The organism is Nocardia sp. NPDC059764, assembly GCF_042732555.1.
Taxonomy (GTDB): Bacteria; Actinomycetota; Actinomycetes; order Mycobacteriales; family Mycobacteriaceae; genus Nocardia.
This window is the reverse complement of sequence record NZ_JBHWHH010000055.1, coordinates 1-26211: the sequence shown is the minus strand read 5'-3', so window position 1 is coordinate 26211 and position 26211 is coordinate 1. Positions and strand designations below refer to the sequence as shown.

General features: G+C 68.1%; 24 protein-coding genes and 1 pseudogene. 12 read left to right on the top strand and 13 right to left on the bottom strand.

Annotation, left to right across the window (positions count from 1 at the left end; translation table 11 throughout):
• Positions 1–61: 61 nt before the first annotated feature.
• From ACFV4K_RS14935 to ACFV4K_RS14915, 5 genes are all read left to right on the top strand, one after another.
• Positions 62–388 carry a hypothetical protein gene (locus tag ACFV4K_RS14935; protein WP_379275185.1) on the top strand — a complete coding sequence of 109 codons (327 nt, stop codon included), beginning with the start codon at positions 62–64 and terminating at the stop codon, positions 386–388.
• Positions 388–2676 carry a hypothetical protein gene (locus ACFV4K_RS14930; RefSeq protein WP_379275183.1) on the top strand — a complete coding sequence of 763 codons (2289 nt, stop codon included), beginning with the start codon at positions 388–390 and terminating at the stop codon, positions 2674–2676. The genes ACFV4K_RS14935 and ACFV4K_RS14930 overlap by 1 nt, the downstream gene beginning before the upstream one ends.
• Entirely contained in the window at positions 2673–3071 is a 399-nt protein-coding gene (locus ACFV4K_RS14925; RefSeq protein WP_379275182.1) for a hypothetical protein, read from the top strand. Before ACFV4K_RS14930 ends, ACFV4K_RS14925 begins: the two co-directional genes overlap by 4 nt.
• A gap of 266 nt (positions 3072–3337) precedes the next feature.
• Positions 3338–3718, top strand: a complete 381-nt coding sequence (locus ACFV4K_RS14920) for a hypothetical protein (RefSeq protein ID WP_379275180.1) — start codon at positions 3338–3340, stop codon at positions 3716–3718.
• Between the two features lie 131 nt (positions 3719–3849).
• Entirely contained in the window at positions 3850–4689 is an 840-nt protein-coding gene (locus ACFV4K_RS14915; RefSeq protein ID WP_379275179.1) for a DUF4389 domain-containing protein, read from the top strand.
• Positions 4690–4803: 114 nt separating this feature from the next.
• On the opposite strand, the gene ACFV4K_RS14910 is transcribed toward ACFV4K_RS14915, so the two are convergent.
• The 8 genes and pseudogenes from ACFV4K_RS14910 to ACFV4K_RS14875 form a co-directional block, all read right to left on the bottom strand.
• Positions 4804–4971 (bottom strand): hypothetical protein, encoded by a 168-nt coding sequence (locus ACFV4K_RS14910; protein ID WP_379275177.1) that lies wholly within the window; start codon positions 4969–4971, stop codon positions 4804–4806.
• A gap of 267 nt (positions 4972–5238) precedes the next feature.
• Positions 5239–5364: an Rpn family recombination-promoting nuclease/putative transposase gene (locus tag ACFV4K_RS14905; RefSeq protein ID WP_379275176.1), complete on the bottom strand. Its 126-nt coding sequence runs from the start codon at positions 5362–5364 to the stop codon at positions 5239–5241.
• Positions 5365–5441: 77 nt separating this feature from the next.
• Positions 5442–6395: a phosphodiesterase gene (locus ACFV4K_RS14900; protein WP_379275174.1), complete on the bottom strand. Its 954-nt coding sequence runs from the start codon at positions 6393–6395 to the stop codon at positions 5442–5444.
• 96 nt (positions 6396–6491) lie between these two features.
• Positions 6492–7889 (bottom strand): MATE family efflux transporter, encoded by a 1398-nt coding sequence (locus tag ACFV4K_RS14895; RefSeq protein ID WP_379275172.1) that lies wholly within the window; start codon positions 7887–7889, stop codon positions 6492–6494.
• 380 nt (positions 7890–8269) lie between these two features.
• Positions 8270–9301: pseudogene (locus ACFV4K_RS14890) on the bottom strand (PLP-dependent cysteine synthase family protein); the annotation flags it as partial.
• A gap of 60 nt (positions 9302–9361) precedes the next feature.
• A complete protein-coding gene (locus ACFV4K_RS14885; RefSeq protein WP_379275171.1) occupies positions 9362–10738 on the bottom strand; it encodes an alanine racemase in 1377 nt (458 codons plus the stop codon).
• A gap of 169 nt (positions 10739–10907) precedes the next feature.
• Complete coding sequence (locus tag ACFV4K_RS14880) at positions 10908–11870, bottom strand: ornithine cyclodeaminase family protein (protein WP_379275205.1); 963 nt, start codon at positions 11868–11870, stop codon at positions 10908–10910.
• Positions 11871–11893: 23 nt separating this feature from the next.
• On the bottom strand, positions 11894–12982 hold the full coding sequence (locus ACFV4K_RS14875; RefSeq protein ID WP_379275204.1) for a TauD/TfdA family dioxygenase: 1089 nt from the start codon (positions 12980–12982) through the stop codon (positions 11894–11896).
• 215 nt (positions 12983–13197) lie between these two features.
• Here ACFV4K_RS14875 and ACFV4K_RS14870 point away from each other — a divergent pair, with 215 nt between their 5' ends.
• From ACFV4K_RS14870 to ACFV4K_RS14845, 6 genes are all read left to right on the top strand, one after another.
• Complete coding sequence (locus tag ACFV4K_RS14870) at positions 13198–13950, top strand: lytic transglycosylase domain-containing protein (protein ID WP_379275169.1); 753 nt, start codon at positions 13198–13200, stop codon at positions 13948–13950.
• 109 nt (positions 13951–14059) lie between these two features.
• Positions 14060–15346 carry a phosphopyruvate hydratase gene (gene eno, locus ACFV4K_RS14865; RefSeq protein WP_357091949.1) on the top strand — a complete coding sequence of 429 codons (1287 nt, stop codon included), beginning with the start codon at positions 14060–14062 and terminating at the stop codon, positions 15344–15346.
• A 51-nt stretch (positions 15347–15397) separates the two neighbouring features.
• Complete coding sequence (locus ACFV4K_RS14860; protein WP_379275167.1) at positions 15398–16075, top strand: septum formation initiator family protein; 678 nt, start codon at positions 15398–15400, stop codon at positions 16073–16075.
• Entirely contained in the window at positions 16072–16620 is a 549-nt protein-coding gene (locus ACFV4K_RS14855; protein ID WP_357280342.1) for a DUF501 domain-containing protein, read from the top strand. Before ACFV4K_RS14860 ends, ACFV4K_RS14855 begins: the two co-directional genes overlap by 4 nt.
• A 52-nt stretch (positions 16621–16672) precedes the next feature.
• Positions 16673–17689 (top strand): exopolyphosphatase, encoded by a 1017-nt coding sequence (locus ACFV4K_RS14850; protein ID WP_379275163.1) that lies wholly within the window; start codon positions 16673–16675, stop codon positions 17687–17689.
• A gap of 133 nt (positions 17690–17822) precedes the next feature.
• Positions 17823–19289, top strand: coding sequence for a peptide MFS transporter (locus ACFV4K_RS14845; protein WP_379275162.1), 1467 nt, complete (start codon positions 17823–17825; stop codon positions 19287–19289).
• Between the two features lie 7 nt (positions 19290–19296).
• Here the strand turns inward: ACFV4K_RS14845 and ACFV4K_RS14840 are convergent, their stop codons facing one another.
• The gene (locus ACFV4K_RS14840; protein ID WP_379275160.1) at positions 19297–19608 is read right to left on the bottom strand and encodes a hypothetical protein; all 312 of its coding nucleotides are present in this window, start codon (positions 19606–19608) and stop codon (positions 19297–19299) included.
• A gap of 116 nt (positions 19609–19724) precedes the next feature.
• Positions 19725–21206 (bottom strand): MDR family MFS transporter, encoded by a 1482-nt coding sequence (locus tag ACFV4K_RS14835; RefSeq protein WP_379275159.1) that lies wholly within the window; start codon positions 21204–21206, stop codon positions 19725–19727.
• A gap of 306 nt (positions 21207–21512) precedes the next feature.
• Here ACFV4K_RS14835 and ACFV4K_RS14830 point away from each other — a divergent pair, with 306 nt between their 5' ends.
• Positions 21513–24251 (top strand): AAA family ATPase, encoded by a 2739-nt coding sequence (locus ACFV4K_RS14830; RefSeq protein ID WP_379275157.1) that lies wholly within the window; start codon positions 21513–21515, stop codon positions 24249–24251.
• Between the two features lie 11 nt (positions 24252–24262).
• On the opposite strand, the gene ACFV4K_RS14825 is transcribed toward ACFV4K_RS14830, so the two are convergent.
• The 3 genes from ACFV4K_RS14825 to ACFV4K_RS14815 form a co-directional block, all read right to left on the bottom strand.
• Positions 24263–25081: an alpha/beta fold hydrolase gene (locus ACFV4K_RS14825; protein WP_379275155.1), complete on the bottom strand. Its 819-nt coding sequence runs from the start codon at positions 25079–25081 to the stop codon at positions 24263–24265.
• A 73-nt stretch (positions 25082–25154) separates the two neighbouring features.
• The gene (locus ACFV4K_RS14820) at positions 25155–25523 is read right to left on the bottom strand and encodes a nuclear transport factor 2 family protein (protein ID WP_379275154.1); all 369 of its coding nucleotides are present in this window, start codon (positions 25521–25523) and stop codon (positions 25155–25157) included.
• 100 nt (positions 25524–25623) lie between these two features.
• The gene (locus ACFV4K_RS14815; RefSeq protein ID WP_379275152.1) at positions 25624–26034 is read right to left on the bottom strand and encodes a hypothetical protein; all 411 of its coding nucleotides are present in this window, start codon (positions 26032–26034) and stop codon (positions 25624–25626) included.
• Positions 26035–26211: the final 177 nt, after the last annotated feature.

Genomic DNA, 26211 nt, shown 5'->3' with positions numbered 1-26211 from the left:
GATCGTCCATGCGGTGTCGGATACGTTCCGGTCAGTCGATCAAGTTTGAAGCGGGGGACTGATGACATTCAAGGCGGATCTGGACATTCTCGAAAAGCTCGGCGGCAAGCTGCACGATCTGGCGGGGGAAGCGGCGAAGGCCAAGCCCGCCGCGGCGGCGACCGCGGGCCCCGACGAGAAACTGCTGTCGGGTGTGGCCGCCGGGCAGATCATGGCGGACCTGATCGACAATTCGCTGATCCCCACCGCGAAGGAACGGTTGAGCGAGACCGGCGACGTGATGATCAATGCCGCCAAGACCTTCGCCAAGGCCGAGGAGTCCTCGGTCGACTCGTTCGTCGACGTCTACCGCAAGGCCACGGGGGACTGGACGGTGGAGAACGCGTAGTGACCACGGACAATCCGCTGGCGTGGCTACGCACCGCCGACCCCCGGATCCTCAACCGGTTCGCCGCGTCGTGGGTGTGGATCGGCGACAACCTGGAAGCCGTCTTCACCAAGTACAACAACGCGGTCACCCAGGTCAACGGAACCCATTGGGAGGGAAAGTCGGCCGAGGCGGCGCAGTCGCGGGCGGCTGCGGATCTGAAGACGATGCAGGCGCTCGCCGACAAGCTCGACGCGCTGGCGACCCGTGCCCGGCAGGGCTACGAGGAAATCAATGACCCGCTGCAGAAGGCTCGCAACGTCCTCGCCGATGTTGAGGGGCGTGGCTGGTACGTGGGCCCCTCCTTGATGGTCCTCGCCAAGGACACCGCCGACCAGGCGAAGGCGAACGAGCTGGCCACTGATCTGTGGGACTACACCCGCAAGGCGATGGCCGCCGACGGCACCGTGCGGGACGCCTTGAACGCTGCCCGTGCGGGTCTGGCGGCGGCGTTCACCGCGGCCGCGTCCTTGGGTTCCGAACAGGGCGCTGCCGACGGCACGCAATTGGCCAAGGATCCGACGAAGCTGAACGATGTGGCGTCGCGTCGAATGATCGAAGCGGGCCAACTGACCCAGGAGCAGATCGACGCCCTGCGCGCGGGCGACACCGCCGTGATCCCCGCCTCGCAGATGGAATACCTGATCCAGCTCTCGAACTCCCTGGACGGCAAGAGCCCCCAGGAGATCGAACAGATCATGGACCAGCTCCCGCCGGACGCCGAACAGGCCCTCGCCAACTCGCTCCAGATCGTTTCCAACCCAAAGGTGTCCGCGGGCCCGGTCCAGCAGGGCGACAAGGATCTTCCCAACGGCGGCATGGGTGGTCTCAACCAACTCCCGGACACCATGCGCGACTCACTGACTCAACGAACCGGCCTCCTGGTTTCCCCGGGCGGCAACCAAACGCTCACTACCCAGGACCTCGATAGAACCCGATCCCTCGCCAAGATCGCAGGAGCGAGCGACGGCCGCTACCGCATGGGCAGCGACCTCGACAAATCCCTCCTCGAGAAGGCCGGCGCCTACATGGACGCCTCCGTCTCCATGGCGAAGTCGCACCCCTCCAACGTCGAAACCCCTTGGGTCTCGAAGTCGGTCCAAGAAATCTTCAACGCCGTAGGCGACGACAAAGCCGCCGTCCGCGACATAGTCACCGACGGTGACAAGGGCCAGCGCTTCATCGGCAACACCCTCAGCCGTGACTGGTACGACGACGGCCAGGCGGCGGCAAAGCTCTTCGCTTTCGACGATAACGCCGCAACCATCGAGAACCCCAACGACAAGATCGACGTCAAGTCCGCCGAGCGTGAGGGCAACATCATGAGCGCCGTCGCGAAATACACTGCCGACGACGAACATTGGAAGCACCTGGCCAACCTGGCGGGAGACAACAGCCAATCCGCCGGGCAACGCAACCCCCTCCTGATCCGCCAGCTCTCGACCAGCATGAGCCCCTATATCGATCAGCTCGCAGCCGACAACGGCGCGCACAAAGCCGGATTTGATGTTTCGTATGAGCATGGGAAGAGCTGGGTTGACCCTGACGGGAACGGTTCGTTCCGTGGGACAAGACATGTCTTCTCGCTGATGAATACCGACGACGAAGCGGGCAAAATCTTCGCTGAGGCGGCCGCGAGAGCCGCGCGTGCCAGCGAGGTCGAATTCGCGCATGATCCACGAGCAGCACAAGCAACACGGTTCTTGGAAATCTCGGGGCGGATTGACGGACTCGTCGACGCCGGACTACTCGAGGAATCCAAGGACCGTGTCGCCGACAAGAACCAAGCAGCTCAGGATGCATATGAGCGAAAGGAACGCTGGTTCAGTACTGGTAAGTCGGTTACCGCGATCGCCGTCAAACGGCTTCCGCTGACCGGCGATATCGTGTGGGACCTCGCAGACGGACAGGCCGATCCCATCAAGGAGTCGATGATCGGTCCGAAGCCCCAACCGGGCGAGACGCCCCAATTGACAAGGCCGAACGATGAATTCCGGACCCATAACATCCTCAGCCAGGCCCAGATACCGAACGACCTACAGCAGCAGTATCCCAACCTGTTCGACAACGGGATACTCAAATCGTGGGACATCCTGACCAGTGGGCAGGCGGGCGACGTTAGCTCGAATACGGCCGGCCTGACTGAGCTCCTGAACAAGCTCGACGGCGATTCTGACGGCGGAGTGCAGCGGAGCAAGGCCTACGACAAGGTAGCCACGGGTCTACCTGGACGACCGGAGGGGCGATGAAACTGGAGAAGCGCGCTTTTCGAGCTGGTGGCGTGATCATGGTGCTGATGGTGGTTCCTTGGATGACAGCCTGCGCGGACAAGCCGTCAGCGCCTGTCGGCGAGAAACCGGCCTTGTGTTCCGAACCATGGCCCAACTTCGATGAATGGAATTACAACGCCCTGGCCAAGATGACCATTTCGCCGGAATTGCAGCAGCAATATCCTGATCTCTTCGAGAACGGTCACCTGAAACCGTGGGATGTCATCGGCACCGGGCAGGCATATGAGGTCAACTCTCGCTATGTGGGTATCGAGGAGCTGCTGTACAAGATCGGTGGCGGCGTCAGCGTCGGGCAGCAGATGTACGAGGACTACCGCAACAATCGGACTCGAATCTGCGGGAGCGACCACTGAGTGACGAAATTGAGCTCCCGCCCGAGTACGCGGAGATGTGGGCGCGCGGAGAGCAACAAGAGCTTGATGCACAGCGGGCTTGGGCGGAGTCGCGAGCAGCGGAGGAGTCGGCTGGGCATCCGGACTCGTTGAGTCACGAGGACTGGTACGAGGAGGAGTTCGGGTCGAGGATCTCCGCGCCGCCCAACTGGTGACCGTTGGCGGCGGGATCTCGGCCAATAGTCTTCTGTTGGAATCCGATTGGTGCCGGGGTCGACGCTTACGGCATGAAAAAGAAGTTCATCGCCTCCGCCGTTCTCGCCGCCGCTTCCGCCGCCACCATTCTGGGCACCGGTTCGGCCGCCGCGGACGAGACCCGTCAGATCCATTTCGCCTACGGCTCCGACAACGGTTTCGTCAGCGGCCACCTGCAGGGGTTCGACAGCGACCACTACAAGCTCGATGCCCGGGGCGGGCAGACGATGATCGTCAGCGCGGCCCCGTACTGGTCGGACGTGGTGGTCACGGTGAAGGGCCCGACCGGCACCCTGACCTCCGGGCAGCAGTGGGCCAAGTTCACCCTGCCGGTGAACGGCTCCTACGAGGTCGTGGTGACCTCGCCGCAGCACCGCACCCTCGACTACGGTCTCGGCGTCAAGATCAACTGATCGTCCCGATTCCCATCCCATTGTCCTGAATTCGTGGAGCGCGCCCTCGGCGCGCTCCTTGATTCATGTGGGACGCTGACCGGGAAACGTCACTTTCCGCCGATCACGGATCTGGAAGCGAGGGCGCGATCATGGTCGAATACCCGCCGATGCCGCCGGCGTCGATGCCGCCGCCGCAGCCGATACTCGAGCCCAGCGTCGACCTGGATGTCTTCCCGCCCGCGCAACAGCGCCGCTGGACCGTCCTGATCCGCTTCATCCTCGCCATCCCGCACCTGTTCGTGCTGTTCATCCTGGTCCTCGGCCAGTTCGTGGTGGCCATCATCGGCTGGTTCGGCGCCCTGATCACCGGAGCCCTGCCCCAGTGGTGCGCCGACTACCTCCGCTGGACGGTCGCGTACACGGCCCGCGTGGAGGGCTACCTCTATCTGCTGGTCGACGAGTACCCCCCGTTCACCGTCGACACCGACGTGAACTACCCGGTGCGCGTACTGTTCCCGGCCCCCACCCGTCTCAACCGCTGGGCCGTCCTGTTCCGCTTCATTCTCGGTTTCCCCATCCAGGTCCTCGCCACCTGGCTCTCCACCGGCTGGATGGTCATCTCCCCGATCGTCTGGCTGATCGTCCTGATCACCGGCCGCATGCCAGCCGCCCTCTTCCAGGCGACTTCGGCAGTCCTCCGAGTCCAGATCCGCACCGAGTCCTACTGGCTCATGCTCACCCCCACTTACGTCAAGCAGGTCTTCGGCGACGGCCCCCTCCCCGAACCGGAGGCCGCCCTCCCGCCCGGCTTCACCCCCGTCTCCCCGACCCGCCCCCTCCTGGTCTCCCAAGCAGGCAAGATCCTGCTCTGGGTCATCCTGGTCCTCGGCATCATCTGGAGCTTCTTCAACCCCCGCGCCGATTTCGACACCGACGACGACGGCCCCACCCAGCCCACCCACATCGAATGGCCCCGCCCGACCCCCTGAGCCAGTAGTCGAAGCCGGGCCGAGGACGAATCCCGGCCCGGCTTCGACTGTCACATCCGTTACTGGAACACCTTGTCGAGGCTGTCAGCGGTCAACACCCGCTCCGACCACGCTTTAAGCGTCGTAGGGCATCTTGATAGAACGCGGTACGAAAACGGGTTCGGCGCCTGGACCGATGGTGATCCCCAGATCCTCTTCGTTCACGGTCTCGCCCGAATACACGAGGCGGTCCTTGATCTTCGCGACCTCGTCGGGGCTCATATCGTGGAACGGATCAGTCATAGCGGGTCGCCTCCCCAGCGTTTACACCACCTGTGAAGATCGCATGTGAGTACCAGCAGCGGTGAGACTATCGCGGTGATCTCTGGACGTGCGTGTATGGCAGCGTCCTCAACCGGAATACCTCGTCGAGACTGGTGGCGGTCAGTACTCGTGCGGACCAGGTTCGCAGCTGGGGCAAATCCGCGGCGCGCACGGTCGAGATGATCGATGAGGGCAATTCCCCGAACTTCAGCGACAGCAGTTCCCGTAATGCCTCTGCACGGCCCTCTACTTTGCCGCGGGCCTCGCCACGGCGGCCGGGAGCACGGATTGAAGCTCGCTGGCAGCATTGGCGGGTCTTGCCAGGACGTGGCGGAAGAAGGCGTCGTGCGGATTGTTCGGCGGGTCAGCCATATTCGGGCAAGCTACGCCGAATGAAGTCCGGTGCAGGCGAATTCACCGCTACACGCCATCCGACGCGCGGGCATTGCTCAGAGGACTGTTTCGCCGTCGGATTCGGAGGCTTCGGTGCGGTGGCGGAGGACGTGGGGGATGCGGGCCGCGGGTGGGATGACGATGCCGGCTTCGGCGAGCTTGGCGGCGGCCTGGTCGGGGTCGGCGGGTTTGCCGACGGTGGGGCCGTGGCCGATGGGGACCACCGAGTGGACGATGGTGTCCGGGTAGATGTGGACGTAGTTGAAGGCTTGGGCGGCGTCTCGGCCGCGCTGACCGCCGTCGCGCGCGGACATGTCCTGGCTGTAGCAGGTCGCGGAGGCCACGGAGACGGGGATTCCGGCGAAGGTGGCGGTGCTCGACAGGTGTAGGTGGCCGGCGAGGATGGCGCGGACGTCGGTGCCGTCGAGGACGTCGGCCAGGCGGCGCTGGTCGCGGAGCTCCACCAGGACGGCCAGGTCCTGGACGCAGGGGATGGGCGGGTGGTGCATGGCGAGGATGGTGCCGAAGGGGGCCGGTTCGGCGAGAACGTCACGCAGCCAGGCCAATTGGGCATCGGTGATCTCGCCCCAGTGGTGGCCGGGGACGGTGGTGTCGAGGGCGATGACGCGCAGGCCGTCGAACAGGTGGACGGCGTCGAACGGTGCGGCGGAAGGGGTTTCGTCGAGCAGGTGCTCACGGAGGGCGCCGCGCTCGTCGTGGTTGCCCGCCACCCAGACGACGGGGGCGCCGATGCGTTCGGCCCACGGCTCCACCAGGTCCCGCAGTTTGCGGTACGCGCCGGGCTCGCCTTGGTCGGTGAGGTCGCCGGTGAAGACGATGGCGGTCGGGGCGATGCCGCTGGCCTCGGCCTGGCCCAGCAGCGTCGACAGTCGCGCCTCCGCGTCGACCGCGCCGTAGAGCTCGGTGTCGGCGGCGATCAGGTGGGTGTCGCTGAAGTGGAACAGGACATGGTCCGCCCTGGCGTATTCGGCGACTCGCGAGATGTGCACGGACATCCTCCCCGGCATGTTCGTCAGGCCGTTTCTTCCAGATTGCCCGCGCACAATGACGGCATGCTTGCGGGAAGGTGAGGTTTGGGTGTCGGGCTAGTGCCCGAGGCTACCGGCCAGCACTCGCGGATGTTCCTGCTCACGTGCGTGCAGCAGGGTGAAGTAGCGACGCAGCATCAGGGCAGCGGTGGTGGCCAGTCCGGCCGTCAGTCCCCACCAGACCCCGGCCGCGCCCAATCCTACGGGGAACGCGAGCAGCAGCGCCGTGGGCAATCCCACACCCCAATACCCCACCAGCGAGAGCCGGAACCCGGCCTTGGTGTCCTTGAGCCCGCGCAGCAACCCCACCCCGATGTTCTGGGCGGCGTCGAAGAACTGCAGCACGATCGCGATCAGCAGCAGCGTGTGCGCCAAAGCCACGGTGGCGGAATCACTGTCGGCCAGGAACGGCTTCAACACCCAGTCCGGCGCGAGCACATACGCCGGCCCGGTGAGCGCCGCGACCAGTCCCGCGTAGCGCAGCGCCAGCCACGCCACCGAGCGCGCGTGCGAGTACTCGTCGCGCGCCACCGCCCGGCTGACCAGGATCGACGCCCCGTGCGAGAGCCCGATCGCCACCTGGAACACGATGTACACGATCTGGTAGACGACATTGTGCGCCGCCAGCGCCGCCGCCCCGAGACTCCCCATGACCAGCGCCAGCACCGAGAACATGCCCGCCTCGGACCCGTAGGTGAGCGCGATCGGCGTCCCCAGCCGCAGTTCCTCCCGCACCGTCGCCGCGTGCACCGGCCACATCCGGACCGGCAGCGTCGCACGCAGTTTCGGATCCCGCCGCACCATCGCCCAGAACACCCCGAAGGTGATCAGGAAGACCAGCGAGGTCGCCACGCCGACGCCCGTCAACCCGAGTGCCGGCAGCCCGGCCCAGCCGTGCATGAACGCCAGCGCCAGCACCAGATTCAGCGCTACCGACCCGAGCGTCACCAGCAGCAGCGCCTGCGGCCGTTGCATCCCGACCGTGTACTGCCGCAGCACCTGGAACCACAGGCACGGCACCAGTCCCGGCGCGAGCGCCACCATCATCGGCCGCGCCTGCGCCAGCACCGCGGCGTCCTGCCCCAGCCACCGCAACGCCCATCCGAGCCCGATCAGCAGTGCGCCGCCGAGCAATCCGGCCACGGTGGCGATCAGGAAACTCGACCGCACCACCTCCCGCACCATGGCCTCGGCCCGCCGCCCCTGCTTCTCGGCGCGGCTCACCACGGTGGCCACCTGATTCCCGGTCCCGGTGATCAACCCGACGCACATGGTCCGAATCTGGTTGAACAGCACCAGCGCCAGCCCGCCCGCGGCGACTTCCCGCACGCCGAGCGTCCCCATCAGCGCGATATTGGTGGTGGACACCGCGACCTGGGCGAGCTGGGTCAGCGCGATGGGCGTGGCCAGCGAGGTCAGCTGCCGCCCATCGGATTGCCGAAGCGCCCCGATCATTTCGTGGCAGCCCCGTCCGCGGGTGTGGTCGCCGCGTCCGCGACGGGCGTGGCGTCCGGCACCAGGATGGTGTGGGTGCCGGACGGTTCGGGCGTGGTGCCACGGAGTTTCGAGAGCAGTTGCGCGACCATGGCGGCCTGGTCCTCGAGCCGCTGCCGGTACTTGTCGAGGGCGAGGCAGACCAGTCCGGTGTCGCCGGCGGCGAGCAGCTCCCCGATCTCGTGGGCGGGCATGTCGGCCAGTTCCAGCTGGTGGATCAGACCGGCCTCGGGCACCTTCTGGTCGGCGTAGTCGCGCAGCGGCCGTCCGGTGAGGCCGCGTTCGACGGCGTAGTCGTCGGGCAGCGCGTAGTGCAGGTGCCGCAGCGCCGCGCGCTCGCGCGGGTCGGGGCGGGCGGCGGGCCGGTGGGTCTCGAGCAGGCGCGCGATCTCGGATTCGCGTTCGGTGTCGAGCAGGTCGCGGTCGCTCATCCACTCGTCGTCTAAGACGGTGTCGAGGTACTTCTCGCCGTCGTCGTTGATGATCACGACAACCGTGGAGTGGCAGGGGAATTCGTCGATCCGGGTGAGCGCCGCGTACACCGAGCTGCCCGACGACCCGCCGATCAGCAGTCCCAGCCGGGCGGCGAGCGCGCGGGTGGTGGCGAAGGCGTTCACGTCCGACACCTTCACCCGGTCCCGCTCGTCGATCAGATGGAGGTCCTGATCCACGTGCACCCCGGGTTCCGCGCCGATCGGGGTCCCGGTCCCGGACTGCCAGTAGTCGTGCCCGGGCCCGCCGAAAGCGATGGACCCTTCCGGCTCGACGCCGATCAGCCGCGGATCACAACCCTTCTCCCGCAGCCCCCGTGCCGTCCCGAACAGGGATCCGCCGGTCCCGACCGCCGCCACCAGCACGTCGACGTGTCCGAGGTCGGCCACCAATTCCCCGGCGAGCGCGACATATCCGACGCCATTGGCCGGATTGGCGTGCTGCGCCGGGAAGTACGCGCCGGTCTGCTCGGCCATCTCCGCCGCCCGCTCCTCCCGCGCGGAGGTGGACAGCCCGTCGTCACCCTCGTCGGAGACGAATTCGAGCGTCGCGCCCATGGCCCGCATGGCGTTCAGCTTGGCCTTGCACGCGTGATGGTCGACCACCGCGGTGAAGCGGTACCCGCGTTCGCGCGCGACCACCGCCAGCCCCAAACCCGTATTGCCGGAGGTCGATTCGATGATGTGCCCGCCCGGCCCCAACTGCCCGCGCCGTTCCGCGTCCAGCACCATGGCCCGGGCCATCCGGATCTTGGCGGTCCCGGTCGGGTTCATGGTCTCGAGTTTCAGGAACAGCCGTGTCCCGGTGGCCGGGCTGACGGCCAGCTCGAACAGCGGGGTCCGGCCGATCAGCTCGGACACTCGCCTGGCGATAACCGGCATCGAGTGTTTCTCCTCGGGAAGGTCGCTGGAGCGGGGCGCGGGGCGGTGACTGAAAACGGTTCAGAACGCGTCGAGAGCGGAATCGAGGTGCCAATTGAATTGTCGTCGATCCGGCGAGCTTCGCAAGACTACCTTCGGCGGAATGGGAAGCCCGTGAAATGAGGACTCGTTGCTGTCCATCTGATAACCGGCGGTATTCGGGTAAATGAGCAGATCATCGGTGGTGGCGGGCCGGGGGAGCGGGATCCGGCGCCGGCTCAGCATGTCATCTTCGAGGCAGGACGACCCGCCGACGCAGGTCGGGGTGAGATTTCCCGGGCGTTGCGGCCACAGCACCGGGTCGGGCAGGTATTCACTGTTGAACCATTGTTCGGAAAGGCTGAGGCTGGTCCCGTTGGCGGTGAGAATGTCGTATGGGACGCCGTGCGCGTACCGCGTTTTGACGCCCTGGATCCCGAATACCGTGCTGCCCGCGCGGTCCAGCAGCGCCCGCCCGGGTTCGATCGCCAGCCGAATGCCGGTTTCGCGCAACGTGTCCGCGAGGTCGTCGGTTCCGAGGATGGTGGCGAGCATGGCGGGCCCGGGCACCGGGCAGTGATACGGGTAGTAGGAGCCCGCGCCGGGGGCCCGGTCACCGTGGAACCAGCGTGGATTCACGCCCTTGCGGAAGGCATCCCAGTCGTCGCCGGAGACGTAGTCCACGCCGAAGCCGCCGCCGATCGAGATGGTGCTGATCGGATGGTCGAGCACGCGGGCCTTGCGGCAGCGTTCGATCAGCGCGTGGGTGAGCGCCGCGCGCGGGGCCGCCTCGTAGCCGGAGAGGTGAAAACTGAAGCCGTGCAGGTGAACGACGTTGCGATCGATCTCGGTGAGGGCGAGGTCCAATTCCGGCTCGGTCAGCCCGAACCGGCTGGTGGAGCCCGGGGGCAGCACGCGCAGCAGGACCCGGCTCGGTTCCGCGAACTTGCTCAGTCGCGTGAGCTCGTCCAGGTCGTCGACCGCGATCAGCGCCCGCGCCCGGGTCGCGAGTTCGAGCAGCCGATCCGATTTCGCCGGTCCGGTGACCATCAGGTCGGTCCCGGGGATGCCGCCCCGGATGGCGTCGTTCAGCTCGTCGACGCTGGCGACATCGACGCCGCAGCCGGCCTCGGCGCAGGCGCGGACGACGCAGTCGGCCTTGTTGGCCTTCTTCCCGTAGTAGACAGAGCCCCGCACTCCGGCCCGGGTGAATACCCGCTGGAATCCTCGAATGTTCTCCACGACCTGCTCGGGGTACATGACGTGGAACGGTCCGTCGATCTGCCGGGCGATTTGCCGCAGCGCCTCCGGGTGGTCGAGTAGCCCCTGTTCCCAGGCGTGTCGGTGCGCGGGCATCGGGCTGGCGGTAATGGTGGAGATACCGGGAGGGGCGACCACGGTCTCGGTGGAGGCGGACATTTTTCCTTTCGGGCGCGCGGGGGCTGCCTCTCGGGCGCGGCGATAGCCGACATGCATGGGAGTGTGTCGTTCGAAACGTTAGACCCGAGCGGTTATCGATTGGATCAATGTCGCGAATAGCCGTTTCGGGTGAATTTCTGAGGCGAATCCAGCCGGTCAATTCCGGCGATCAGTCCCAGAGCGAAACCTCGGTGCCGCGTCCCTCGGCGATGGCGCGATTGGCCAGCGCGTGGGCGACGGCGATATCGGTGAGCACCAGCCCGCTGTTGTACACGAAGATTCGTTCGTCATCGGAGATCCGGCCGACGGCGCGATGTCCCAGGATCTGGGGTAGCTCGGCGTCGACCCGGCGTAGTCGGCCGTCCGGGCCCGCCATATCGGTTCCGGTGAGCGCCATCTGCTCGGCGCTGGTGGCGATCACGCGATCGGCGTGCACCAGCGTGGAGGGGGCGAGGCCGTAGCCGACCAGCACCACGGTCGAGCCGGGCGCGAGATCCTCGGAGTCGATGGCGACCCGGGTGCCCGGACCCGCGGTGGCGAGGACGACGTCCGCCTCCCGCGCGGCCGCGTTGGGGTCGTCGACGGTCTCCAGTTCCGCGTGCGGATGGTGGTGCAGCAGTTGCTGATACACGGCTTCCCGGCCTTCGGGGTGGGTGCCATAGAGCATGAGTCGGTTCAGTTGCGGGTTCGCCGCCAGCAGGTGGGGCAGCGCGTTGCGCCCCTGGGTGCCGGTGCCGATCAGCAGCGCGCTGCGCGCGCCCGGCCGGACGCATTCGCGCACCAGCAGAGCCGAGACCGCGGGTGTGCGCAGCGCGCCGACGCGGGCGCAATCCATCAGCGCGATGGGCGTTCCCGTGGAGTCGTCGTAGAGCGAGATGGTGGTGAAGTACCGCTTGTTGGAGCGGTCGTGGTGCGGATCGAACTTGTAGCTGGTCTTCATCGCCACCACCCGGCGGCGGCCGTCGCGGCCCAGCATGGCGTACGCGACCGACCAGCCGTCCGGGTGCGCCACGCTCAGCTTCCGCGGGTTGTCCGAATCACCGCCCGCCAGTGCGAGATACGCGTCCTCGACGGCGCGCACCACCTCGGCGGGGCTGATCGGGACATCCGCCAGATCGCTGCGGCTGAGCACCCGGAGCGGGGTGGGGCGGTAGTTCACGGGCGCTGTCCTCTGGTCGTGCTGAAGGGAGCGATCACGCGCTGACCGTAGCCGTCCTCCTCGGCTTCGGCCGCGGCGCGGCGGCGCTGGGGCAGACGGATATTCACCCGCTTGAGCCAGCGGTCGGTGCCGTCGTAATGCGGCGCGAAAGGCACCCTGCCGTGGACCACGGAATCATTGTCCACCAGCAATAGCTCGCCGGGAGCCAAAGCGACCGCGCGACTTACACGGTGCAATTCGCTGGTCAAATGCTGGTAGGCACAACGAAATTCGTCGTCGGCCCGGTCGATCGGGGTGTACGCGGGGTCGAAACGCAGTGTCGGCCCGTCGGTGTCGGCCCCGACGGTGGGGATCGGCGGCGCGGACCGGCCGCCGAAATCCTCGCCGTAGGAGACGTCGGGCAGGATCGGCAGCCGGGCTGTACGCAGGATGTCCCATTGCGCCGCATCGAGTTCCACCTGCCGGATCGAGGACACGGTGGTGGCGACCAGATCGGGGTTGCGCAGGCAGCCCAGCATCAGCAGGTTGGCGCGCTCGGGGTGGAAGGCGTCCTCGGTGTGCGGGCTGAGCAGCGCGGTGCTGCTGGCCCCGGACTGCTCATGTTCGTGGCCGGGGGTGGGCAGGATGTTGTTCACCAGCCGCCCGGCCTGCTGCCCGTGCCAGCCGAACGGCTCACCGGCGCACCGGGCCAGCAGCAGCATGGCGATGTCGAGTTCGAACGACCCGGCTCGCCGCGAGCGTTCGCCGGCCCAGCGCGCGGCCTCCTCCCAGTTGAACGGGGTCGGGCCGAGCACATCCTCGTCGATCGGTAGCCGGCCGATCACCGCGACGCCCGCGGCGGTGGCGGGCGGGCGCATGGCCTCGTGCACGACGTCGGGCAACCTGCCGTATTTGGCGTCGATGTGGCGCACCAGGACCGGATGCGAGAGGGTGGCTGCGATCTCCGGCGTGGCGCCCACTGTGACCGCGATCTCAGCGGCGAGGTAGCGGATGGCCCGGGTCGCGGCTTCCGGCAGATCGCGGCGTTCGAGCTGGTCGGGGTGGTCGGGGTGGAGCGGGTGACGTTCGGAGAGAACGCTTTTCACCAAGGGAAGGGCCTTCCTGGCTGGGGCGGTGACATGGTGATCTCGGCTCGACCGAAGACGGTATTGCCCCCGCATTAATTTGGCAAGGCTTACCTAACGGTGTGTCGTAGAAATAGCGAATGCGTATAGGATTCCCGCGCGGAGGGTAATCGAATCGGTCTCGTTCGGGCGAACCGCGTTGACGTTTCTCGCCTGCGTGCCGATCCATCTGGATGATGAACGGTGTGCGTATCCGAATGGCCGGGCTCCGGGCCCCGCTGACCCGCGCCGGCCTGGTGGGCGCGGCCGTCGCTCTGCTCGTGCTGACCGGTTGCGGGACAACCCATCTCACGCCGGTGCCCGACGACATGCCGCCCCGAGCGGGGGCGCCGGTGCCCGCGATCGATCTGGATGCCCCGGGCCGCACCGCGATTCAGCTCCGCGACTGGGCGAAGGAACAGCGCGAATCGACCGGCATCCCGGTGCTCGCGCTCGAGGCGTACGGGTACGCGGCCGCGGTGATGGCCCGTTCCAGGCCCGAGTGCGGGATCGGCTGGACCACCCTGGCGGGCATCGCCAGCGTCGAGAGTCGGCACGGCACCCACGCCGGTTCCCGCATCGCCGACGACGGCACGGTGTCGCCCCCGATCCGCGGCCTGGCCCTGGACGGTTCGCCGGGCCGCGCCCGCATCCTCGATGTCGGCGCCACCGACGCGAACCCGGTCTACGCCCGCGCCATGGGCCCGTTCCAGTTCATCCCCGAGACCTGGCAGCGCTGGGGCGTGGACGCCAACGGCGACGGAAAGATCGATCCCGACAACATCGACGACGCCGCCCTCACCGCCGCCCGCTACCTCTGCGCCATGGGTGGCGATCTGACCGCCGCCCCCGGTTGGCAGCAGGCTCTGCTCACCTATAACCAATCCACCAGCTACATGAATACCGTCCGGTATCGCGCCGCCGCCTACAGTGTGGGCCGCACCGTCTGACCGGTCCCGGAGTGAGGCCCAGAAGTCGAATTGCGCACTGCTAGGCTTTTCGGCAGCACGGGGATAGCCGTGCGACCTGCCGAGTCAGCAGCCGAAGGAGTGTCGTTTCGTGGCCATCATCGAACAGGTCGGAGCTCGCGAGATCCTGGATTCTCGTGGCAACCCCACTGTCGAGGTCGAGATCGCTCTCGACGACGGCACCCTCACCCGCGCGGCCGTGCCCTCCGGCGCGTCCACCGGTGAGCACGAGGCCGTCGAGCTGCGTGACGGTGGCGACCGCTACCAGGGCAAGGGTGTGCAGAAGGCCGTCGAGGGCGTCCTCGACGAGATCGCCCCGGCCGTGATCGGTCTCGACGCCGTCGAGCAGCGCACCGTCGACCAGACCCTGCTGGATCTGGATGGCACCCCGGACAAGTCGCGCCTGGGCGCGAACGCCCTGCTCGGCGTGTCGCTGGCCGTGGCCCGCGCCGCCGCCGAGTCCTCGGGCCTGGAGCTGTTCCGCTACGTCGGCGGCCCGAACGCCCACGTGCTGCCCGTCCCGATGATGAACATCCTCAATGGTGGCGCGCACGCCGACTCCGGCGTCGACGTCCAGGAGTTCATGATCGCCCCCATCGGCGCGCCGACCTTCAAGGAGTCGCTGCGCTGGGGTGCCGAGGTCTACCACACGCTGAAGTCGGTGCTGAAGGCTCAGGGCCTGTCCACCGGCCTGGGCGACGAGGGCGGTTTCGCGCCGTCGGTCGCCAACACTCGCGCCGCCCTGGACCTGATCGTCTCCGCGATCGAGAAGGCCGGTTTCAAGCTGGGCAGCGAGATCGCGCTGGCGCTCGACGTGGCCGCCACCGAGTTCTACACCACCGGTGAGGGTTACAAGTTCGAGGGCAAGCTGCACACCGCGGCCGAGATGTCGGACTTCTACGCCGGCCTGCTGGGCAACTACCCGATCGTCTCGATCGAGGACCCGCTGTCCGAGGACGACTGGGACGGCTGGGTCTCGCTGACCGACCAGATCGGCGACAAGGTGCAGCTGGTCGGCGACGACCTGTTCGTCACCAACCCGGACCGCCTGGAAGAGGGCATCGCCAAGGGCGCGGCCAACGCGCTGCTGGTGAAGGTCAACCAGATCGGCACCCTGACCGAGACCCTGGACGCGGTCGACCTGGCCCACCGCAACGGCTACAAGACGATGATGAGTCACCGGTCCGGCGAGACCGAGGACACCACCATCGCCGACCTGGCCGTGGCCGTCGGCTCCGGCCAGATCAAGACCGGCGCCCCGGCTCGTTCCGAGCGTGTCGCCAAGTACAACCAGCTGCTGCGTATCGAGGACGCCCTGGGCGACTCGGCGCGCTACGCCGGTGACGCGGCCTTCCCGCGTTTCGCGTTCGAAGGCTGACATAGTCGAAGGCTGAGAAGGCAATCGATCAGCTGACTTTCGAGGTGTGAGATGACGGAGCGACGGGCGCGCGGTACCAGTCCTGCGGGACGAAGTGACCGGCGCCCGTCGCGCTCCACCCGGTCCAAGACCGCCTCGGGCGGGAAGCGGACCGAAACCGCCACCGCGGCATCCAAGTCCGGCGCGGCCGCCAAGGTCGCGAGCAAGACTCGGAGCGCGGCCAAGGCCACGGCCAAGCGCCGCACCACGCCCGCCGCGAATTCCGAACGGCACGAACGCAAGATCCTGGGCCTTTCCACGGGTCGCGCGGTCCTGCTGGCCGCGGTATTGGCGGGCCTGGCGCTCACCCTGGCGGTCCCGCTGCGCACCTATTTCACCCAGCGCACCGATGCCGCCGAACTGGCCACCCAGCACCGTCAGCTGGAAGAGGAAGTCTCGGTGCTGCGTGATCGCCGTGCGCAGCAACAGGATCCGAACTACATCAAGGCCGAGGCCCGGGACCGCCTGCGCCTGGTGATGCCGGGGGACACCCCCTACATCGTGCAGATCCCCGAGATCGAGCAGCCGGCCATCCCGACCCAGCCCGCCAAACCGCGGGAGCCCGACCCCTGGTACACGCAGGTGTGGCGCAGCATCTCGTCGCCGCAACCGGTCGCCGCTCCCGCACCCACCACCACCCCGGCGCCGCCCCCGCCGCCCATACCCTCCGAGGAAGGACAACCCAGGTGACCGCAGCCGAGAACGAACCCAGCGAGCGCGATCTCGCGATCGTCGCCGAGCAACTGGGCCGGGCTCCGCGCGGCGTGCTCGCCATCGCGTACCACACCCCCGACGGCCTGCCCGCGGTCGTGAAGACCGCGCCCAAGCTGCCCGACGGCACGCCCTTCCCGACCCTGTACTACCTGACCGACCCGCGGCTGACCGCGGAAGCGAGTCGGCTCGAGACCACGGGCTTGATGCGCGACATGTCCGAACGCCTCACCCGCGATCCGGAACTGGCCGCCGCCTACCGCGCCGCGTACGACAGCTACCTGGCCGAACGCAATGCCATCGAGGACCTGGGCACCGACTTCGCCGGGGGCGGCATGCCCGACCGGGTGAAGTGCCTGCACGTCCTGATCGCCCACTCCTTGGCCAAGGGGCCGGGGCTCAATACGCTCGGTGACGAAGCCGTCGCCCTGGCGGCCGAACACGGCCTGCGCGGCACCGCCATCCCCGCCGACTGGCCGAAATACGACCAGTACCGCACCGATTCGGCCACCGGCGACGCCTGACCCGGCGCGTTCGCCGGAGTCGTTCGGCACCACTCGAATTCAGAGGTCACTGATGAGCAATGCGGAATTCGCCCAGAGCTCGGCGGCTGCCGGCGACACGGCGGCCGAAGGACACGAGCGGATCGCGGCGATCGACTGCGGCACCAATTCGATTCGTCTGCTGATCGCCGACGCCACCCACGACGAGGCGGGCGCGCCGCACCTCACCGACGTGCACCGCGAGATGCGGATCGTGCGCTTGGGGCAGGGCGTCGACGCCACCGGCGCGCTGAATCCCGAAGCGATCGAACGGACCCGGGTCGCGCTGCGCGACTACGTGGACCTGATGCTGAAGCACGGGGTGACGCGGGTGCGGATGGTCGCCACCTCCGCCACCCGCGACGCCTCGAACCGCGAGGACTTCTTCGGCATGACCGGCGAGGAACTGGGCCGGGTGGTGACCGGGGCGCAGGCCGAGGTCATCACCGGTGACGAGGAGGCGCGGCTGTCGTTCGCGGGCGCGGTCGGCGAACTGTCCAGCGCCGCAGGGCCTTTCGTGGTGGTCGATCTCGGCGGCGGGTCCACCGAGGTGGTGCTCGGCGACGCCGCCGGTGTGCAGTCGGCGTATTCGGCCGATATCGGTTGCGTGCGGATCACCGAGCGCTGCCTGCACGGCAATCCGCCCACCCGCGAGGAGGTCGCGTCCGCGCGGTTCTTCGCCTCCGAGCGGCTGGCGCAGGCCTTCGGCGTGGTGCCGGTGGAGCGGGCGCGCACCTGGGTGGGCGTGGCCGGAACCATGACCACGATCGCGGCGGTCGCGCTGGATCTGCCCGAATACGATTCGGAGCGAGTGCATCTCACCCGCATGCCGCTGTCGGGCCTGCGCAAGGTGTGCGATCGGCTGATCGGCATGAACCATGACGAGCGGGCGGCGCTCGGGCCCATGCACCCCGGCCGGGTGGATGTGATCGGCGGTGGCGCTGTGGTTGCTGAGGTGCTGGCGGATGAGCTGGCGCGGCGGGCCGGGATCTCCGAACTTATTGTCAGCGAGCACGACATCCTGGACGGCATCGCGCTTTCGATTGCCTGATAAGGCCATTCTTCGAGTGCGTTCGAGGCCATTTGCCCGATGTCGAGGTCGGGCCGACCTTCCCCTGGGAAAATGTGACGTAGGTTAACTCGTGAGGTTGCTGTCAGATTGCCCGATATGGGAGGGTCTCGGTATGTCAGGAGTAGCACACGACGCGAAACCGGCCACTGAACGGACCCTGTTCGGCCATCCCATCGGTATCGCGAATTTGTTCGGCGTCGAGTTGTGGGAACGGTTCTCGTTCTACGGGATGCTCACCATTCTCGGCTACTACCTGTACTATTCGACCACCGACGGCGGCCTGGGCATGGCCCAGTCGACCGGTCTCGGCATCGTCGGCGCGTACGGCGGTCTGGTCTATCTGTCGACGGTGCTCGGCGCGTGGGTGGCCGACCGGCTGCTCGGTTCCGAGCGGACCGTCTTCTACGGCGGCGTCATCGTCATGGCCGGCCACATCGCGCTGGCCATCCTGCCCGGACTGGCCGGTGTCGGCGTCGGTCTGGTGCTGGTCGCGCTGGGTTCGGGTGGTCTGAAGGCGAACGCCTCCTCGCTGCTGGGCACCCTCTACGACAAGGACGACCCGCGCGCGGACGGCGGCTTCACCCTCTTCTATCTGGGCATCAACCTGGGCGCTTTCGCGGGCCCGCTGATCACCGGCCTGCTGCAGGACCACATCGGCTTCCACTTCGGCTTCGGCGCCGCGGCGGTCGGTATGGCGGTCGGCCTCACCCAGTACGTCATCTTCCGCAAGAACCTCGGTGAGCACGGCCGCGACGTCCCGAATCCGTTGCCGCGCACCGAGATCCCGAAGGTGATCGCCGTCCTGGCCGCCTTCGCGGTGATCGTCGCGATCGCCGCCGCCACCGGGCTGGTGACGCTGTCCAACCTGCCCAACGTCACCACCGGCGTCATCACCGCCGCGTCGATCGTCTACTTCGGCATCATGCTGACCAGCGCCAAGGTCACCCCCGTGGAGCGCACCCGGGTTCGCGCCTACATGCCCCTCTTCATCGCCAACGCCGTCTTCTGGTCGCTGTTCCAGCAGATCTTCACGGTCCTGTCGGCCTACTCCGACAAGCGCATGACCTGGTCCATCTTCGGCTGGACCGCGCCCTCCAACTGGATCGGCTCGATGGAACCGGTCTGGATCATCGCCCTGTCGCCGCTGTTCGCCATCATGTGGACCCGCCTCGGCACGCGCGCCCCCAGCACCCCGCGCAAGTTCTCCCTCGGCGTCATCGGCATGGGCGCCGCCTTCCTCCTGTTCACCCTCTTCTCCGGCACCGAGGGCAAGTCGGTGTCCTTCGTCATCGTCTTCTTCATCCTCGGCGCCTTCGCCGTCTCCGAGCTCATGCTGTCCCCGATCGGCCTGTCGGTCACAACCAAGCTGGCCCCCAACGCCTTCCGAGCCCAGATGATGGCCCTCTACTTCTTCTCGGTCGGCATCGGCACCTCCATGTCCGGCGTCCTCGCCAAGTACTACGACCCCTCCCGCGAACTCGCCTACTTCGGCATCACCGGCCTGGTGGCCATCGTCGTCGGCATCGTCGTCTGGTCCCTCTCCCCGTGGATCAGCCGCCACATGGAGGGCGTGCACTGACCCTCCGTCACATGCCGGGCATGGCGAGGAATTCATAGACCTCGATGGTGCCGCCCGATGCGGTGTGCGGATGGCCTTCCAGGACCTTCTGGAGATCCCCGGCCGAATCGGCCTGCAGGATCGAGAAGCCGCCGACACCGCCATCGGCGTTCACCGAGCCCGGTCCGAGGGGTGAACCGAGATCGACGAGCGCGGCGCCGGCGCGCCCGGCCCAATCCATCCAGGCCTGCATCCCGGCCGCGAGCGCCTCGGGGGTGCTCTGCGCGATCTGTTCGCGAGCGGACTGATCGGATTTGTAGAGCACGAGGAACTTGGTCATCGGTGGCTCCTGTCTCTCCGACTGTTCGCCAATCGTATGCCGAGATTCCGCGACACGGTGCGGGGTATGCGAAAGCGCCCACGGCGTTCGGCCGTGGGCGCTTTCGGTACCGGGATTCAGTCCTTGACCAGCTGCGGGGCGTCGTCGAGCTGGTCCAGGGTGTCCGGGATCTGCTCGCCGTGCGCCGGGGCGTCGGAGCGGTTGGGGAGCAGGACCGCCATGACGATGACGATCAGCGCCAGGCCCGCCGAGACCAGGAAGGCCAGGCGCATGCCGTCGAGGTGGGCGTTGAGCGGGTTCTCGCCGCCGTCGACCAGGTGGGTGGCGCGGGAGGTCATGACCGTGATGACCAGGGCGGTGCCGAAGGCGGCGGCCACCTGCTGGAGGGTGCCGAGCATCGAGCTGCCGTGGGAGTACAGGTGCATGGGGAGCGCGCCCAGGCCCAGGGTGAAGACCGGGGTGAAGGCGGCGGCCAGGGACACCATCAGCAGGATGTGCAGGGCGACCAGGGCGGCGTAGGGGGTGGTGAGCGAGATCTGGGTGAAGCCGACCAGGGCGGCGGTGATGCCGATCGAGCCGGGGATCACCAGGACCCGTCCGCCGAAGCGGTCGAAGATCTTGCCCACGGTGGGACCGAGCAGACCCATGGCCAGGCCGCCGGGCATGACCAGCAGACCGGTCTGCAGCGGGGTGAGTTCCCGCAGGGTCTGCAGGTACAGCGGCAGCAGGATCATCGAGCCCATCATGGCCAGGAAGGCCACGGCCATCAGGACCAGCGCCTTGGCGTAGGTGCCCGACAGCAGGACGCGCAGGTCCAGCAGCGGGGTGCCGTTGCGCTGCAGCGAGATCTGACGGACCACGAAGATGGCGACCAGGGCCAGACCACCGGCCACGAACAGGGCGGGGGTCGCGACGCTGCCGGAACCGAACTTGCTCAGGCCGTACACCAGACCGCCGAAACCGAAGCCCGCGAACACCACACTGAACCAGTCGATCGAACCGGCCTGCGGCTCACCGACATTCTCCAGGTTGCGCAGACCGAACACGGTCACCGCTCCGGCGATCGGCAGCACCAGCACGAACAGCCAGCGCCAGGAGCCGTAGTTGAGCACCGCGCCGGAGATGACCGGTCCCATGGCCGGGGCCACCGAGATGGCGAGGGTGACATTGCCCATCACGCGGCCGCGATCCTGCTCGGGAACCACGGTCATCAGCGTGGTCATCAGCAGCGGCATCATGACGGCGGTGCCGCCGGCCTGGATGACGCGCGCGATCAGCAGCACGGCGAACGACGGCGCGACCGCGGCGAGCGCGGTGCCGACCAGGAAGACGCCCATGGCGATGGCGTACGCGCGGCGGGTGGAGACCCGCTGCAGGAACCAGCCGGTCACCGGAATGACGGCGGCCATGGTGAGCATGAAGACGGTGGACACCCACTGCGCGGACCGCTCGGTCACGTGGAGATCGTTCATGAGCCGCGGAATCGCGTTGATCATGATGGTCTCGTTGAGGATGACCGTGAATGTCGCGAGCACCAGCAACCGGATGACCGTTGGTGTCCGCTGCTTGGTCGAGCTCGCGGATAAGTCGGCGGGCATCGGTAAACCTCCGGGGTGTTCGTGTTCGAGGGGTGGGTGGTCCGCGGAATCGGTGATCGCCGTCCGGGTGCCACATCGATGCAGACGGGTACTGATCGCTCAACTCATCGGTCGGCGGCCAGTATTCCGGCGGGGTCCGACAGGATTCATCCGATTATCGGGCGTCTCACCGCTGAGCGGGATGCTGAATATGCGCTCTCACCAGTGCCTATGACTGCCGGAAAGATCGAAAAGTGAGGCAGGTCACGATCTTCCGTACCCACCGGCCCGGCGGCGCATGGTCTGTAACCCGCCATGATGGACGGTGTGAGAACGACCGTGGCCGAACAGCTTCCGCCGCTGCGTGGACGCGAGCAGGAGCAACAGGCGCTCGGCGCGCTGATCGACGGCGTGCGTGAGGGTCGCAGCGCGGTCCTGGTACTGCGCGGCGAGGCCGGGATCGGCAAGACCGCGCTGCTGGAGGATGCCGCCGCGCGTGCCGAGGGATTGCGGGTGCTGCGCGGCACCGGCCTGGAGGCGGAGGCGGAACTGCCGTTCGCCGGTCTGCAATTACTCCTGTCCCCGGCGTTGGACCGGCTGTCCGGCCTGCCGGAACCGCAGCGTGAGGCCTTGTCGGCGGCGCTGGGGCTCGGCCCCGGCGGTCGCGAACCCATGCTCACCGGACTGGCGGTGTTGTCGCTGCTCACCGAGTACGCGGACGGATCGGGTCTACTGGTCGTCGTCGACGACGCGCAGTGGCTGGACCGGGCGTCACGGGACGCGCTGCTGTTCGCGGCCCGGCGGCTGCGGGCCGAGGGCGTGGCCATGGTGTTCGGCGTGCGGGACGGGGAGGGCGCGTTCGAGGCGGTCGGCCTGACCGAGCGGCGACTGACCGGTCTGTCACCCGAGGCCGCCGCCGCCCTGCTCGATGAGCACGACCTCACCCCGGCCGTCCGCTACCGGCTGCTGGCCGAAGCGCACGGCAACCCCCTCGCGCTGCGGGAACTGCCGCTGGCCATGGCCGCCGAGGCCACCCCCGATCTCGCCGCGGGCGCGCTGCCGCTGACCGATCGGCTGCGCCTGGCCTTCCACGGCCGGATCAGCCGCCTGCCGGAGGCGACCCGAACACTGCTGACCGTGCTCGCCACGGATGAATCCGGTGAAGCCGCCGTCATCCTGCGCGCATCGGCGAGCCTGGGCGCGGGGGTCGACGATCTCGCACCCGCGGAAGCGGCGGATCTGCTGCGCCCCGGCTCCGGGACCTCGATCACCTTCCGCCACCCCCTGATTCGCGCGGCCGTCTACCAACGTGCCCCGCTGGGACAGCGCTTGGCCGCGCACCGGGCCCTGGCCGAAGCCCTCGATGCGCCGGAGCAGTCGGATCGGCGGGCCTGGCATCTGGCGTCGGCGGCGCTGGGTCCCGATGCCGAGGTGGCGGATGCTTTGGAGCGCACCGCCGTTCGGGCTCGTGAGCGCGGCGGTCACACGGCGGCGGCCGCCGCCTACGATCGCGCGGCGCGCCTGAGCGATGGGCCCGAGGACCGTACGCGCCGACAGGCCCTGGCCGCCCAGGCAGCCCTGGAATCGGGTGATGTCGAGCGGGCCGGAGACCTGGCCCGCCGCACCGCCCGGGAAGTGAGCTCGGAATCGTTGCGCGCCGGTCTTTCCCAGGTTCAGGCCCTGGCCAAGTTCTGGCAGGGCGAGTTCCCCGAGGCGCATCGGCTGCTGATCGACGCGGCCGCGAGCATCGCCGCCGACGATCCGGAGCAGGCCGCGGGAATGCTGGTGCAGGCCATCCACACCGGCTGGTACCTGGGCGAGCCGGAACTGACCGAGGTGCTGAAGCGCCTCGGCGACCTACGTCTGACGGACGAACCCGCCGTGGCACCGGTCGTGCGGTTCCTGGGCCGACTGTTCGACACCGGCCCCGGCGCGCCGCTGTCACTCACCGAGACCCTCGCCGAGATCCGTTCCCGTGGTGAGGTTTCCGACCAGGTTCTGCTGATCCTGTGTGGTGTGGCCCTGGCCCGCGGCCAAGACGGCCCCGCCTTCGATCTGGCCGTATCCCTGGCGGCCCGGCACCGTGCCGCCGGTGCCGCGGGCCGCTTGCCGACCGTGCTGTTCTTCGCCGCCGAAGCCGATATCTTCACCGGCCGCCTGACCGACGCGCGCACCGCCACCGTCGAAGCCCGCGACCTCGCCCGCGACACCGGCCAGCAGCAGTGGGTGCGCCAACTCAGCAGTGTGCTGGCGCATCTCGACGCCCTGCGCGGCGATGAGGCCGAATGCCGTGCGCACGCCGACCTCGGTCTGGAAGGCGACACCCCCGGATCGATCGCCCCCGGCGCGCCCTGGGCGCACTGGTCGCTGGGCTTGCTCGAGCTCGGCGCCGGCCGCGCCGAGCCCGCCCTGTCCCGCTTCGAGCGTTTGACGAAAGTCCCCTTCAGCCACCACATCTGCGCCACCCGCTCGATTCCGGATCTGGTCGAGGCCGCCGTCCGGCTCGGAGCCCCGGACCGCGCCGCCGCCCCGTTCGCGAAGCTGGCAGGCTGGGCGGAATCGGTGGGCCAGCCCTGGGCCGAGGCCTTGGTACTGCGCTGCCGCGCTCTGCTCGACGACGATCACGCCGAGGACCTCTACACCCGGGCCCTGGCGATCCATGATCGCGAGGCCCGCCCCATCGAATTCGCCCGCACCGCACTGCTGTACGGCGAATGGCTGCGCCGCGCCCGCCGCAAGTCCGAGGCCCGTACCCACCTGACCGAGGCCCTCGAGGTCTTCGATCGCCTGGACCTGCGCCCGTGGGCCGAGCGGGCCCGCCACGAGCTGTCGGCGGCGGGCGCCCCCGCCGCCGATCCCCCCGGTGCGCGGACGACCGCCACCGGCCTGACCCCGCAGGAGTTGCAGATCGTCCGCCTGGCCGCCGAGGGCCTGTCCAATCGCGATATCGCGGCCCAGCTGTTCCTGAGCCACCGCACCGTCGGCTACCACCTGTACAAGGCGTACCCGAAGCTCGGGGTGACTTCCCGCGGCGAGTTGAAAGGAATTGCCGCGCAGCTGCATTGATCGCGGCGCCGTCACGCCTTGACGAACTCGAGGAGGTCGGCGTTCACCTGGTCGGCGTGGCTCCGGTACAGCCCGTGGCCGGCGGTCGGGTACTCCTTCAGCACCGCCTCGGGGTAGAGCCGCACGGCCTGGCGGCTGCTGACCTCGATCGGGATGGACTGGTCGTGCAGGCCGTGCAGCAGCAGGGTGGGCACCGTCAGTGCGGCGACATCGGCGCGGTGGTCGGTGCGGGCCACCGCCTTCTGGACCTCGAGCGCCGCGATCGGGGAGCAGCTCATGCTGCGCCGCACCTCGGCCTCGATGGCGGCGGGGGAGACCCGGGTGCCGAGGTGGGTGGCGAAGTAGCCCTGGGCGCGGTCCGCCAGCCACTGGGCGCGGTCGGCGCGCAGGTCCGCGGTGGAGGCGTCGATCATCGCGGCGGGAACGCCGATCGGGTTGTCCTCGGTCTGGAGCAGGTACGGAATCGCGGGGCCCAGCAAGGCGATTCGCGATACCCGGTCCGCGCCGTGGCGGGCGAGGTAGCGGACGGCTTCCGCCGCGCCGGTGGAGTGCGCGATCAGGGTCGCGTCCCGCAGGTCCAGGTGTTCGAGCAGTGCGGCGAGATCGTCGGCGCGGGTGTCGGTGTCGTAGCCGGCGGACGGGCGGTCCGAACGGCCGTGGCCGCGCCGGTCGAGCAGGACACAGCGGTAGCCCTGCTCGAGGAAGAAGGGCACCTGGCACTCCCACATGTCGGTGGGCAGGGCCCAGCCGGAGATGAAGACCAGCGGTGCGCCGGTGCCGTAGTCCTCGTAGGCGAGAGTGGTGCCGTCGGTGGGAGTGGTGAAGAACATGGGAATCCCCTTGTCGTACCGAAGTTTCGGTGGAGGGCCGGGCGGTGTCGCGTGCCGCCCGGCCGGTCGTGGATCAGAGTCCGGCCGGGACCTGGTCGAGGAAGCCGTAGACGCGCTCGATGCGTCCGTCGGCGGCGAGGGCGGCCACGTCGAAGCCGATCACCAGCGGTTCCGCGCCGGGAGCGCCCAGGTGCCAGGTGAATCGGGCGATGTGGTGGTTGGCGTCCACGGCCCCGCCGAGGGTGAACTCGAGCCCGGCGAACTGCGCCTGCACGGCGGCGATGGTGGCGTCGAGTCCGGCGTGCCCGCGCACCGACACCAGCGGGTCGGTGTATTCGGCGTCCGCGGTGAACAGTTCGGCGACCAGCGCGGCCCGCTGCCCGGCGTCGGTGGTGTTCCAGGCGGTCAGGTAGCGCTGCACGAGTTCGGTGATGTCACTCATCGTCGTTCTCCTCGGTTCGTGTGAACTTGATGAGGACAACGCTATGAAGATCGCGGCGACCGGGAATCTGTCGTCATTAGGTACTGACGACCGGTCTCGCTCAGCCGAGGTGTTCGATCCGCTTCTTGGTGGTGTTGACCGGCGAATTCAGGGTCAGATCCAGCACCGTGACCGTCACGTCGGTGAGCGCCCCCGACTGGAACTTGGCCGATTCCCCGAACAGCTGCACCGGATTGACCGTGACCGTGGCCTGCTGCGGCTGCCCGACGCACACGACCGGTGCGAGGGTGCTGCCATTGACCCCGGACCCCTGGTAGGGCGTCGCCCGCACCGTCACCGACAGGGCGGCGGCGGGTCCGGTACACAAATACGAAATCGTGATCACGGCATTGCCATTGGTCTCGCGCGCGCTGTCGACGGCCAGCGCGGGAATGGCCTGCGCGTTACCGGCGGCCAGGGTGATGGCGGCGGCGAACGCGCCGAGGGCGGTGACGAGGCTGCGTGCGTGCACGGTTGTTTCCTTGCTGTTCCGGAACCGATTCACTGTTTCCTGCACCAGATTTCAGGAAGTCAGCGGCGCATCGCGGGTCAGGGTAGTGCATAACAAACCAACCATGTTGGACAATTGATAAGTTCGTGACCGTCAGTCGTTCGCGCGCAGCCGGACACGAAACGGCCGCCCGCACTT